This is a genomic window from Zoogloea oryzae (assembly GCF_030161255.1).
Taxonomy (GTDB): Bacteria; Pseudomonadota; Gammaproteobacteria; order Burkholderiales; family Rhodocyclaceae; genus Zoogloea; species Zoogloea oryzae.
In genome coordinates, this window is record NZ_BSPX01000049.1 from 1 (window position 1) to 12592 (window position 12592).

The window sequence follows — 12592 nt, forward strand, 5'->3', positions numbered from 1 at the left end:
GGCGGCGTCGAGCTCATGCAGCGAGCCCGGGGGGCCAAAGCCGGCGACGGCGTCGACGAGGATGGCCTCGTCGCAGCCTTCGAAGCAGTTGATGGCGCCGAGCCCGGCCAGGTCGGCGCGCATCAGGCGCACCCCGGCGGGCAGCGGCCCGGCGGCAAGGCGCGCGTGCACGGCGGGGCCGAAGCCGTCGTCGCCGTGCAGCTCGTTGCCGAAGCAGATGATGTGAAGGGTGCGGGGCACATTGCCCCGTCCCTCTCGAGGAAGGTCAGACGCCATAGCGATGGCGCTCCCCGCTGCCCACGAAATGCACGGTGCACACCAGGCACGGGTCGTGGGAGCGGACGATGTGGCCGATCTCGATAGGGTCGGCCGGGTCGGCGAGCTCGACGCCGATCACGCTTTCCTCCCAGTGCCCGTGGCGGCCGGCGCTGTCTTTCGGCGAGGCGTTCCAGGCGGTGGGGGTAACGATCTGGTAGCGGCTGATGCGGCCGTCTTCGATCTGCAGCCAGTGGCCGAGGGTGCCGCGGGCGGCCTGCACGAAGCCGTAGCCTTCGCCATTCTGGAAGGCGTCGGCGGGGGGCGGCAGGTAGTGGGGCGTGCCGATCAGGCCGGCAAGCTCGGCCAGATGGTGCTTCATCCAGTGCAGGGTGTGGGCGGTGCGGCGCAGGCGGGCGAACTGGCGCAGCCAGGTGTTGCGGCCTTCGAGGGCGAGCAGGCTGGCCACCAGGGCGTCGCCGCCGGCGAGGAGCTCGGCCAGCGGACCGGTCTCGACGACCAGCTCGCCGTAGCGCGGGGCCTTGGCCCAGGTGTAGCGGTCGGTGTCGGGCTGGTAGTCGGGCACCGTCTCGCCGGCAAAGGGGTGGCGGCCGCCGGGGTAGGGGCGATACCAGGCGTGGCGGACGTGCTCGTTGACGAGGGCCTGGTCGAAGGCTTCGAGGCGGGCCCCGTCGGCGTGGTAGATGCCGGCGGGCATCAGGGTGGCGCCGTCGGTGTAGGGCGGGGCCCAGCGCTGCGGGTCGTGCCAGGCGCCGGCCGACAGGAAATGGCGGGCGCCACCGCCGATCTTCTGCAGGCCGATGGCGCGGGAAAAGCGGGTGAGGAGGCCGATGGCGCTGGCGGCGTGGGCGTCGGCCTCGAGCCAGCTGAAGAAGGCGTCGCTGCTGTCGAGGGCCAGCCAGTTGTCGAGGCTGTCGCCGATGGCGTCCCGCTCGTACCACTCGATGGCCTGATCGACGATGTCCTGGCAGTCGATCAGGTCGCGGGCGGAGGCGCCGCGGGTGACGCCGCCGGGCAGCATGTAGGACGAGTGGGGCCACTGTCCGCCGAAGATCGCCACCAGCTCGACCACCTTGCGGGACACCGCCAGCGTGGAGCGCACCACCTTGCCCTTGAGCGGCGCGAAGGCGGCTTCAATGTCCGGGTACAGGCGCTGGCCGGCGTAGCGCGGGTGGATGAAATCCGGCGTGAAGAACAGGAAGCTCTGGCGCAGGTCGCTCTGGACGTTCTCGGCCATCAGGCACAGGTTGCGGATCAGCGTGGCCTGGGGCGGTACCGGCAGCTGGGCGAGGCGCTCCAGCGCGAGGGCGGCGGTGTACAGGTGGGCGGTGCCGCAGATGCCGCATACCCGCGGGGTGATGACGAGGCCGTCCTTGGGGGCGCGGCCGATCAGGAGCTGCTCGAAGCCACGGAACAGGGTGCCGACGCAGCGGGCGTCGACGATGCGGTTGCCGTCCAGGTCCACCTGGAACTCCAGGTCGCCTTCGACGCGGTTGAGATCGACGTTGAGGGTGGTGCGGGCCATGGTGGGGTCAGGTCTCCATGTCCCGGTTCTTGATGCGCAGCGGCGCAGCGGCGTGGGCGAGGTTCTTGTAGGCCATGTAGTGGGCGCGGGAGACGCCCAGGGGCAGGGCCACCGGCACGGCGCCGATCTTTTCGGTGCGGAACAGGTCGCCGTCGCGGGGGAAGCCCGGTGAGGTGCAGCCGAAGCAGGGCACGCCGGCGCGGGTCTTGCTGCTGCGCCGGTTCCACAGGTCGCTGTTGCAGTTGGCGAGGGTGTTGGGGCCCTGGCAGCCGAGATTGAAGAACAGGCAGCCACGGCCGCCGAAGTCCTTCTCCTCGATGTCGTACTCGTGGTACTCGTTACGCGTGCAGCCCTGGTGCACCGTGCTGCTGAAAAAGGCGCGGGGGCGGTTGAGGAAGTCCAGCTCGAGGGGCTGGTCCTGGGCCAGCAGCGCGAGGCTGCGGGTGATGGTGTTTGGATGCACCGGGCAGCCGGCCAGGTTGATCACCGGGTTGCCCGAGCCCGAGCGCCATTCGGGCGGGAGCATGCCGCCGGGCTGTTCGCGGTCGAACTGCAGGCCGGTGCAGTCGGTGGGGTTGGGCGGCGCGGCGGGAATGCCGCCAAAGGCCGAGCAGGTGCCCACCGCCACCACGTGGCGCGCCCGCGCAGCCAGGGCCCGGGCGATGTCGATCTTGGCGCGGCCCCGGTAGCTGTCGAACATGCCGGTGCCGTAGGGGCCGGTGATCATGCTGCCTTCGACGCACAGGATGTCGAGGCGCTGGGTGCCGGCCTCGATGGCGGCGATCAGCTCGCCCAGCGCACCGGCGGGCTTTGCGCTGAGGGATGGGTGCCACAGGATGTCGAGGCTGCCGTTTTTGACGAGGCTTTCGACCGAGGGGCTGTCGGCGTTCAGCAGCGACATGGTGTCGCCGCTGCATGCGCCGGTCTGAAGCCAGAGAAGGGTTGCCATCGTGGGTTCCGCCGGGCTGGAGTTGCTCGCGCCGGAAGGGGCGCGGACGAGCCGACCTACGGACAGGCAGGGCCGTACTCGTGTCCTCTTACGTCAGATGCCTGTGACAGCTTTAGGCGATCTATACAGAAAGATATACGCCGCGGGGTGATCGGGCAATGCTGGAGCGCGGGCTACCCGGGCGAAATCGGCGCCAGCGTGGCGATCTCGTCGTCGGAGAGCAGGCGCGAGCGGGTGACGAAGGCACGTCCCTTGCCGCAGTCGAGGGAGAAATCCCCGCCGCCGCCGGGCTGCACGTCGAGGGTGAGCTGGGACGAACCGTAGTAGGCGAACTCCTGGTGACCCAGGTAGAAGGGGGCGCCGCCCACTTCGCCGATCAGCAGCATGGTCTGGCCGGGGATGACCTCGCCGAGCTTGTAGCAGTTGGGCACGCTGCCGTCGCAGCAGCCGCCGGAGAGCACGAACATCAGGGGGCCGAACTCGGCGCGCAGCTCGTCGATGAAGGCGAGGGCGGCGTCGGTGGCGATGATCCGTGGTGTCATGGGGCTCCTCCAAGAAAAAAGCGGGACGGGATTCCTCCCGCCCCGCAACACCTTGCCTTACTTACAACAGGGACGACACAAACACATCAGAAGAAGCCGAGGGCGTTCGGGCTGTAGCTGACCAGCAGGTTCTTGGTCTGCTGGTAGTGGTCGAGCATCATCTTGTGGGTTTCGCGACCGATGCCGGATTCCTTGTAGCCGCCGAAGGTGGCGTGGGCCGGGTAGGCGTGGTAGCAGTTCGTCCACACGCGGCCGGCCTTGATGTTGCGGCCCATGCGGTAGGCGCGGCTGCCGTCACGGCTCCACACGCCGGCGCCGAGGCCGTACGGGGTGTCGTTGGCGATTTCGAGGGCTTCGGCTTCGTCCTTGAAGGTGGTCACGGCCAGCACCGGCCCGAAGATCTCTTCCTGGAACACGCGCATCTTGTTGTGGCCCTTGAACAGGGTCGGCTGGATGTAGTAGCCGCCGGCCAGGTCGCCGTCCATGTGGGTGCGGTCGCCGCCGACCAGACACTGGGCGCCTTCCTGACGACCGATCTCCATGTAGGCCATGATCTTGTTCAGCTGATCCTGGGAAGCCTGGGCGCCCATCATGCTGTCGGTGTCGAGGGGGCTGAGCTGCTTGATGGCCTTGACGCGGGCCATGACCTTTTCCATGAAGCGGTCGTAGATCGATTCCTGGATCAGGGCGCGGGACGGGCAGGTGCACACTTCGCCCTGGTTGAAGGCGAACAGCACCATGCCTTCGACGGCCTTGTCGAGGAAGGCGTCGTCGGCCGCCATGATGTCCTCGAAGAAGATGTTGGGGGACTTGCCGCCCAGCTCGAGGGTGGCGGGGATCAGGCTGGTGGCGGCGGCCTGGGCGATCACGCGGCCGGTGGCGGTGGAGCCGGTGAAGGCGATCTTGGCGATGCGGCGGCTGGTGGCCAGCGGCATGCCGGCTTCACGGCCGTAGCCATTGACGATGTTCAGCACGCCCGGCGGCAGCAGGTCGGCGATCAGTTCGGTCAGGATCAGGATCGAGATCGGGGTGGATTCGGCGGGCTTCAGGACCACGCAGTTGCCGGCGCCGATGGCGGGGGCCAGCTTCCAGGCGGCCATCAGGATCGGGAAGTTCCAGGGGATGATCTGGCCGACGACGCCCAGGGGCTCGTGGAAGTGGTAGGCGACGGTGTTCTCGTCGATCTCGGAGATGCCACCTTCCTGGGCGCGCAGGCAACCGGCGAAGTAGCGGAAGTGGTCGACAGCCAGGGGGATGTCGGCGTTCAGGGTTTCGCGGATGGCCTTGCCGTTATCGACGGTCTCGGCGTAGGCGAGCTTCTCGATGTTGGCTTCGAGGCGGTCGGCGATCTTCAGGAGGAGGTTGGCACGCTCGGCAGCCGGGGTGCGACCGAACTTGTCGGCAGCAGCGTGGGCGGCGTCCAGGGCCAGTTCCACGTCTTCGGCGCCGGAGCGGGCAGCCTGGGTGTAGGGCTTGCCGGTGATCGGGGTGATGACGTCGAAGTACTCACCCTTGACCGGGGCAACCCACTTGCCGCCGATGAAGTTGTCGTACTTGGACTTGTATTGAACCTTGGCGTCTGCAGAACCGGGCAGTGCATACAGCATGGAAGTCTCCTCCTGAATTTGATCGAAAACGCTTCGTGCAGCGTTGACGTCTATTCAGCAGGGCGCGTGCCAGCAGGCAATCAAGTCGGCCTATGTGGTCAAAAGTCTTGTTTATCAGCCGCTTGGAGAACGGGCGGAAAAATGCTGCGCCGCGGCGGACTGTGCTGCGAAGTGTCCAATATCTGAACAGGTGCTCCATGCCATGTGCACGCTGGAGCACCTGCCGGGGTTCAATTGCTCTTTTGTTCGGTCGAACGGCTGGTGCCGGTGACCACGCCGGCCTCGTCAAAATGGACGTTGAAGAAGACGTTGGCGTTGAATTCCGGCGGCAGGCGCCAGTCCCACACTTCTTCCTTCTTGAGGGCGAACTTCTGCACCGAACGCGGCTTGCCCAGCAGGCGGCGCACCTGGTCCTTCGTCCAGCCGGGCTGGACGCGGGCGAAGTTGGCGGGGGTGAGCACGTTCTCGATGCTGCGCAGGATGTTGTCTGGCCCTACGGTGATCATGAAGCATTCGGTGCCCTGGGGCTGGCGGGTGTATTCCCAGGTCACGCTGCCATCGTCGTTGCGCCATTCGATGCCGGGCGTGCCGAACTTGTCGCGTACGTCGTAGCCGGTGGATACGCCGGGTTTGAGGTCTTTCATGTTGACCGCGTCGCAGCCCGCGAGCCCAACGAGGGCCAGGGCGCCAAGAAGGAAAGACAGCAGTTTACGCATCGGAGGGTCTCCCGCGGTGTCGAGGTGGCGGCAACCCGCCAAAATGGCCGGGCTTGGTTACAATCAGCCCATTCTGGCATGAACACCCTTTGTGGAGGATGAACAGGTGAAACGCTCCGTGACGATGCTGGCCGTGGCCGGTGTGACGATGGCCGCGAGCACCGCGGTGCTCGCCGACGTGGTGGTCAAGATTGGTTTTGCCGGCCCGCTCACCGGGCCGATTTCCCACGTGGGCAAAGACGAGCAGTTCGGCGCCCAGCTGGCGCTGGAGGATGCCAACGCGAAGGGTGTGACCCTCGGCGGCCAGAAAGCCCGGTTCGAGCTGATGGCCGAGGACGACCAGGCCGACCCGCGCACCGCCACCACCGTCGCCCAGCGGCTGGTGGATGCCGGCGTGAAGGGCGTGGTCGGGCATGTCACCTCCGGCGCCGCGATCCCCGCCTCGCGCATCTACGAGCAGGGCGGCGTGCCCGCGGTCACGCCGTCGTCCACCACCCCCAAGCTGACCCGCCAGGGCTTCAAGACCACCTACCGGGTCATCGCCAACGATATCCAGCAGGGCAACGCGATGGCCCGCTTTGCGGTGGATGTGCTGAAGGCCCAGCGCATCGCGGTGATCGACGACCGTACCGCCTACGGCCAGGGCCTGGCCGACGCGCTGGTCGACAGCCTCAAGCAGCGCGGCGTGAAGCCGGTGGGGCGCGAGTTCACCAACGACAAGGCCACCGACTTCGCAGCCATCCTCACCAAGCTCAAGGCCGCCAAGCCCGATGCGATCTTCTACGGTGGGATGGACGCCCAGGGCGCGCCGCTCCTCAAGCAGATGAAGCAGCTCGGCATCACCGCCAAATATCTGGGCGGTGATGGAGCGTGCACCGCCGAGATGATCAAGATCGCCGGCACCGCCATGAGCAGCGACGTGTATTGCACCCAGGCCGGCATCCCGATGGACAAGATGCCCGCCGGCAAGGCCTTCAACGAGCGCTTCACCAAGCGCTTCGGTGTGCCGGTGCAGCTCTACGCGCCCTACAGCTACGACGCCGCCAGCGCCCTCATCGAGGCCATGAAGCTCGCCAACTCGGCCGAGCCCGAGAAATACCTGCCGCTGATGCAGAAGGTGGCCTTCAAGGGCGTCACCGGCAACATCGCCTTCGACGCCAACGGCGACGTGCGCGAAGGCGGCGTGGCGCTCTACCAGTTCAACGCCGGCAAGTGGGAAGTCCGGCCCTGAGGCCCGGCCCCGAAACGATCGACACGGCGCCGCCCGGGTGGCGCCGAATTTGCTTGAAACGCCCTGCCTGAACCCTCCAGAGGAGAAAACCGCATGAAAATCACCCTTGTTGCCCTCGCCGTGCTCGGTCTTGGTGCATCCGCCGTGCAGGCCCAGGAAGTCGTCAAGCTCGGCACCGCCGCGCCGCTCACCGGCACCCAGTCGCACCTGGGCAAGGACATCGAGAACGGCGTGCGTCTCGCCGTCGAGGAATACAACGCCAAGGGCGTGACCCTGGGCGGCAAGAAGGTGAAGTTCGAAGTGATGGCCGAAGACGACGCGGCCGACCCGAAGACCGCCACCACCGTGGCCCAGCGGCTGGTCGATGCGGGCGTGAAGGGCGTGGTCGGCCACCTCAATTCGGGCGCCTCCATCCCCGCCTCGCGCATCTACAACGAAGGCGGCGTCCCGCAGGTCTCGCCGGCCTCCACCAACCCCCGGCTCACCCAGCAGAACTTCAAGTCCACGTTCCGCACCATCGCCAACGACGTGCAGCAGGGCCTGGGCATCGGCAAGTATGCGGCCACCGTGCTGGGCAAGAAGGTCGCCATCATCGACGACCGCACCGCCTACGGCCAGGGCCTCGCCGACGAGGTGGACAAGGCCGTCAAGGCCAGCGGCGGCACCGTGGTGACCCGTGAATTCACCAGCGACAAGGCCACCGATTTCCTCGCCATCCTCACCCGCATCAAGGGCAAGACGCCGGACGTGATCGTCTACAGCGGCATGGACACCCAGGGCGGCCCGATGCTCAAGCAGATCAAGCAGCTGGGTATCAACGCCAAGTTCATCACCGGCGACGGCGGCTGCACCGGCGAGATCATCAAGCTGGCCGGCGACGCCATCGGCCCCAACGCCTACTGCACGCAGCCGGGCCTGCCGCTGGACAAGATGCCGGGCGGCAAGGATTTCAACGCTCGCTTCAAGAAGCGCTTCAACGCCGACGTGCAGATCTACGCGCCCTACGCCTACGACGCCGCCTCGGCGATCATCGAGGCCATGAAGGCCGCCAACTCGTCCGACCCGGCCAAGTACGCGCCGGCCATCGGCAAGGTCAACTTCCCCGGCGTGATCGGCACGGTGGCCTTCGACGCCAAGGGCGACATCAAGGACGGCGCCGTCACCGTCTATCAGTTCAAGGGCGGCAAGTGGGAGCCGGTGCAGTAATACGTCTCCGATGCCGGAGCCGCTGCGGCGCGCTCCGGCCCGGTGGCTCCGCCTGATGGCCGCCGGACTACAATCGCCCTCCCGCTTCTCCACCCTCTCCGGGTCGCATCGTCCATGGAAACCCTCCTCCAGCAAACCGTGAACGGCCTCGTGGTCGGCAGCGTGTATGCGCTGATCGCCCTCGGCTACACGATGGTCTACGGCATTCTCGGGCTCATCAACTTCGCCCACGGCGACGTGCTGATGGTTGGCGCGCTGGTGGCCCTCGAAGCCATCAGCCTGCTCCAGACCCACTACCCCGAGCTCGGCCTGGTGCCCACGCTCCTCGCCGGGCTCGGCATCTCGGTCGTGGTGTGCATGATCCTCGGCTACACCATCGAGCGCACCGCCTACCGCCGCCTGCGCAACGCGCCGCGGCTCGCCCCGCTGATCACCGCCATCGGCGTGTCCTTCCTGCTCCAGACCCTCGCGATGATCATCTGGGGCCGCAACTACCACACATTCCCACAGCTGGTCTCCACCACGCCCATCGAGCCGGTGGCCGGCGTGTTCATCACCCCGGTGCAGATCGTCATCCTGGTCGTGTCGGCGGTGCTGATGATCGGGCTGGTGCTGCTGGTCAACAAAACGCGCCTCGGCCGCGCCATGCGCGCCACGGCCGAAAACCACCGGGTCGCCAGCCTGATGGGCGTCGACACCAACAAGATCATCGCGGCCACCTTCGTCATCGGCTCGGCCCTGGCCGCGGTGGCGGGCGTGATGTACTCGTCCAACTACGGCATCGCCCACTACGCGATGGGCTTCATGCCTGGCCTCAAGGCCTTCACCGCGGCGGTGCTGGGCGGCATCGGCAACCTGGCCGGCGCGATGCTCGGCGGCATCGTGCTGGGGCTGGTGGAGTCCATCGGCGCCGGCTACATCGAGGACATGAGCTTCGGCTTCCTCAACTCCAGCTACCAGGACATCTTCGCCTTCCTCATCCTCGGCATCGTGCTGATCTTCCGGCCTACCGGCCTGCTTGGCGAACGCGTGGCCGACCGCGCCTGAGGACCACTGTCACCATGAACGAACTCGCCCTCGCCATTCCGTATCTCGGCAAGCGCAACCCGGCGGCCGCCCGCTGGGTGGTGCTCGCCATCGCCTTCGGCGCGCCGCTCATCGCCATGCTGTTCGGCAAGACCTGGGTGCGCATCCTCGATTTCGCCATGCTCTACGTGATGCTGGCGATCGGCCTCAACCTCGTGGTGGGCTTTGCCGGCCTGCTCGACCTCGGCTACATCGCCTTCTACGCGGTGGGCGCCTACACCTTCGCCTTCCTGGCCTCGCCCCACTTCGAGCTGCATCTGCCTTTCTGGCTGGTGCTGCCGATGGGCGCGGCGTTTGCGGCGCTGGCCGGGATCATCCTCGGCCTGCCCACGCTGCGCCTGCGGGGCGACTACCTCGCCATCGTCACCCTGGGCTTCGGCGAGATCGTGCGCATCTTCATGAACAACCTGAACCACCCGATCAACATCACCAACGGGCCACAGGGCATCAACATGATCGACCCGCTGGTGCTCTTCGGCTGGGACATCTCCAAACCCCTCAAGGTGGGCGACGAGATCACCATCAACTCGTTGTTCCTGTACTACTACGTGTTCCTCGCCTTCGTGGCGCTGTCGGTGCTGCTGGTGCAGCGCCTGCAGGTGTCGCGCGTCGGGCGGGCGTGGGCGGCGATCCGCGACGACGAGCTGGCGGCCAAGGCCATCGGCATCAACACCCGCAACATGAAGCTGCTGGCGTTCTCGCTGGGCGCCACTTTCGGCGGCGTGTCGGGCGGGCTGTTCGCGGCCTTCCAGGGCTTCGTGTCGCCCGAGAGCTTCTCGCTGATGGAATCCATCGCCGTGCTCACGATGATCGTCTTCGGCGGCATGGGCAACCTGGCCGGTGTGATCGTCGGCGCGCTGGCCCTCACCGCGCTGCCCGAGGTGCTGCGCTACGTGGCGGTGCCGGTGCAGCAGGCGGTGTTCGACAAGGTCATCCTCGACCCCGAGGTGCTGCGCATGCTGCTGCTGTCCCTGGCGATGATCTTCATGATGCTGCTGCGCCCGGCCGGGCTGATCCCCGCCCACAGCCGCTACTCGAAGCCGGAGCTCGTCGTGGGCAAGGAGGGCAAGGCGTGATCACCCTCCTCGAAGCCAAGAACATCACCAAGCGCTTCGGCGGCCTCACCGCGCTGTCCGACGTGTCGCTGACCATCCGCAAGGGCGAGGTGTACGGCCTCATCGGCCCCAACGGCGCCGGCAAGACGACCTTCTTCAACGTGCTCACCGGCGCCTACGTGCCCGAAGAGGGCGAGCTGGTCTTCAACGGCACGGAACTGCCCACCGGCAAGCCGCACCTGGTGGTGGCCGCCGGCATCGCCCGCACCTTCCAGAACATCCGGCTCTTCCGCGAGATGACCGCGCTGGAGAACGTGATGGCCGGCCACCACATCCGCTCCCGCGCCAACCCCTTCTCGATCCTGCTGCAGACCCGTAAGGCCCGGGAAGAGGAGCACCTCATCACCGAACGCGCCTTCGAACTGCTCCGCTACGTGGGCATCGAGCGCTTTGCCGATACCGTGTCCAAGAACCTCTCCTACGGCGACCAGCGCCGCCTCGAGATCGCCCGCGCGCTGGCCACCGAGCCGCAACTGCTGGCCCTCGACGAACCCGCCGCCGGCATGAACGCCACCGAAACCGCCAAGCTCCGCGAGCTCGTCCAGACAATCCGCCACGACGGCGTGACCGTGCTGCTCATCGAGCACGACGTGAAGCTGGTGATGGGCCTGTGCGACCGCCTGGCGGTGCTCGATTTCGGCAAGAAGATCGCCGAGGACGTGCCGGCCATGGTCCAGCAGAACGACGCCGTGATCGCCGCTTACCTGGGCGGCCACGGTACCGCCAAGGCGGGGGCTGCGGCATGAGTGCTCCGATCCTGCAACTGCGCGACCTGCGCATCGCCTATGGCGCCATCGAGGCCGTCAAGGGCATCGATCTGGAACTTGCCACTGGCGAGCTGGTGTCGCTGATCGGCGCCAACGGCGCGGGCAAGACCACCACCCTCAACGCCATCGCCGGCACCCTGCCCATCGCGGGCGGCGAGCTGCTCTACAACGGCCAGCGCATCGAAAAGCTGCCTGCCCACAAGCGGCTGCGCCAGGGCCTGGCGCTGGTGCCCGAGGGGCGCGGCATCTTCACCCGCCTCACGGTCGAGGAAAACCTGCGCATGGGCGCCTACTGCCGGCGCGATGACGACGCCGTCGAGGCCGATCTGGAGCGCGTGTTCACCATGCTGCCGCGGGTCAAGGAGCGACTCCAGCAGGTGGCGGGCACGCTATCGGGCGGCGAGCAGCAGATGGTCGCCATCGGCCGGGCGCTGCTGTCGCGGCCCAAGCTGCTGCTCCTCGACGAGCCTTCCATGGGCCTCGCGCCGCTGGTGGTCGAGAAGATCTTCGAGGTGATCAGCTCGGTGGCCGCCGAGGGCGTGACCATCCTGCTGGTGGAACAGAACGCCAACCTGGCGCTGGAGTTCTCCCAGCGGGCCTACGTGATGGAATCCGGCCACATCACCCTCACCGGTTCGGGCGACGCGCTGCTGGCCGATCCGAAGGTGCGCGCCGCCTATCTGGGCGAGGTGTAGCGCCGTTCTGCGCTGCCGGGGCTCCGCGCCGGCAGCCGTGGATGCTGTCAGGATTTTTTACACCGGCGCCCATTTTGGGTGCCGGTGTAAAACTGTAAGCCGCGCTGTGTCAGGTTTTTCACGCTTTGGTGCGCAAATTGCTTGATGTTGATCCGACCCTCGCAACTTTCATGCGGGTGTCAGACAACGACAACAATAGCGGATCAGCGCATGACGCTCCTCAACCCCTTCAGTTCGATTTTCCGCCGGCTCTGTCCAGCGCTTCTGGCCCTTGCCTGCATGATGCCGTTGCCGGCGCTGTCCGTCGTGGCCGGGCCGGCGGTGCACCTGCCGGTGGCCGTTGCCGACGGCAGCTTTCGCTTCGATGTGGCCGTCGTTCCCGGCGAAACCTTCTACATCGACCCCTACGTGGCCGTGGGCTACACCTACGCCATTGGCGCCGGCGACCCCAACTTCCGCTCGGTGCTGCTGCCCGCCGGCATTGGCGACGGCCTGTATGACCTCTTCGGTTTCGATTCCGCCGGCGCGCTGCAGCTGCTGGCGGGCGATCTGGCCGGGGGCGTGACCTACGATTTTGGCGCGGCCGGCGTTGATCGTTTCCAGGTGACCGGCATCGAGGTCTCCGCCGGGCTCGATCCGGCCGACCCGACCGCCTTTGTCACCGGCCTTGGCTTTACCGGGGCGGGCCGTTTTTCCGGCACCCAGACGCCAGTGGTCGTTGCCGTCACCGAGCCGGCGATTGGCACGCTGCTGCTGCTGGGCATGGGGCTGCTGGCCTTGTCGCGGCGGCGCATGGGCACGGGTGCCCGGCGAAATATCGCGGGCGCGAAGCTGACGAAGCGCTTTTTTCGGTCTAGGCTTTAAGCGCCAGTAACGC

At 67.0% G+C, this 12592-nt stretch carries 13 protein-coding genes; 7 read left to right on the forward strand and 6 right to left on the reverse strand.

What is annotated here, in order from left to right; genetic code table 11:
- From QQK25_RS15110 to bamE, 6 genes are all read right to left on the reverse strand, one after another.
- Positions 1-240: hydrogenase maturation protease (locus QQK25_RS15110; protein ID WP_284188673.1), on the reverse strand; the 240-nt coding region annotated here is incomplete at its 3' end.
- Between the two features lie 25 nt (positions 241-265).
- Positions 266-1801 carry a nickel-dependent hydrogenase large subunit gene (locus QQK25_RS15115; protein ID WP_284188674.1) on the reverse strand — a complete coding sequence of 512 codons (1536 nt, stop codon included), beginning with the start codon at positions 1799-1801 and terminating at the stop codon, positions 266-268.
- Positions 1802-1808: 7 nt separating this feature from the next.
- Entirely contained in the window at positions 1809-2750 is a 942-nt protein-coding gene (locus QQK25_RS15120) for an NADH-quinone oxidoreductase subunit B family protein (protein ID WP_284188675.1), read from the reverse strand.
- Positions 2751-2923: 173 nt separating this feature from the next.
- On the reverse strand, positions 2924-3292 hold the full coding sequence (locus QQK25_RS15125) for a DUF779 domain-containing protein (RefSeq protein ID WP_284188676.1): 369 nt from the start codon (positions 3290-3292) through the stop codon (positions 2924-2926).
- Positions 3293-3378: 86 nt separating this feature from the next.
- Entirely contained in the window at positions 3379-4899 is a 1521-nt protein-coding gene (exaC, locus tag QQK25_RS15130) for an acetaldehyde dehydrogenase ExaC (RefSeq protein WP_284188677.1), read from the reverse strand.
- 230 nt (positions 4900-5129) lie between these two features.
- On the reverse strand, positions 5130-5615 hold the full coding sequence (bamE, locus tag QQK25_RS15135; protein ID WP_284188678.1) for an outer membrane protein assembly factor BamE domain-containing protein: 486 nt from the start codon (positions 5613-5615) through the stop codon (positions 5130-5132).
- Between the two features lie 106 nt (positions 5616-5721).
- Between bamE and QQK25_RS15140 the strand changes: the two genes are divergently transcribed.
- The 7 genes from QQK25_RS15140 (at position 5722) to QQK25_RS15170 (ending at position 12579) form a co-directional block, all read left to right on the forward strand.
- Positions 5722-6846: a branched-chain amino acid ABC transporter substrate-binding protein gene (locus QQK25_RS15140; RefSeq protein ID WP_284188679.1), complete on the forward strand. Its 1125-nt coding sequence runs from the start codon at positions 5722-5724 to the stop codon at positions 6844-6846.
- Positions 6847-6939: 93 nt separating this feature from the next.
- Complete coding sequence (locus QQK25_RS15145) at positions 6940-8052, forward strand: branched-chain amino acid ABC transporter substrate-binding protein (RefSeq protein ID WP_284188680.1); 1113 nt, start codon at positions 6940-6942, stop codon at positions 8050-8052.
- A gap of 114 nt (positions 8053-8166) precedes the next feature.
- Complete coding sequence (locus QQK25_RS15150) at positions 8167-9099, forward strand: branched-chain amino acid ABC transporter permease (RefSeq protein ID WP_284188681.1); 933 nt, start codon at positions 8167-8169, stop codon at positions 9097-9099.
- 14 nt (positions 9100-9113) lie between these two features.
- Complete coding sequence (locus tag QQK25_RS15155) at positions 9114-10214, forward strand: ABC transporter permease subunit (RefSeq protein WP_284188682.1); 1101 nt, start codon at positions 9114-9116, stop codon at positions 10212-10214.
- Positions 10211-10999 (forward strand): ABC transporter ATP-binding protein, encoded by a 789-nt coding sequence (locus QQK25_RS15160; RefSeq protein ID WP_284188683.1) that lies wholly within the window; start codon positions 10211-10213, stop codon positions 10997-10999. Before QQK25_RS15155 ends, QQK25_RS15160 begins: the two co-directional genes overlap by 4 nt.
- Positions 10996-11715, forward strand: coding sequence for an ABC transporter ATP-binding protein (locus QQK25_RS15165; protein WP_284188684.1), 720 nt, complete (start codon positions 10996-10998; stop codon positions 11713-11715). Before QQK25_RS15160 ends, QQK25_RS15165 begins: the two co-directional genes overlap by 4 nt.
- A 210-nt stretch (positions 11716-11925) precedes the next feature.
- Positions 11926-12579 carry a hypothetical protein gene (locus QQK25_RS15170; RefSeq protein ID WP_284188685.1) on the forward strand — a complete coding sequence of 218 codons (654 nt, stop codon included), beginning with the start codon at positions 11926-11928 and terminating at the stop codon, positions 12577-12579.
- Positions 12580-12592: the final 13 nt, after the last annotated feature.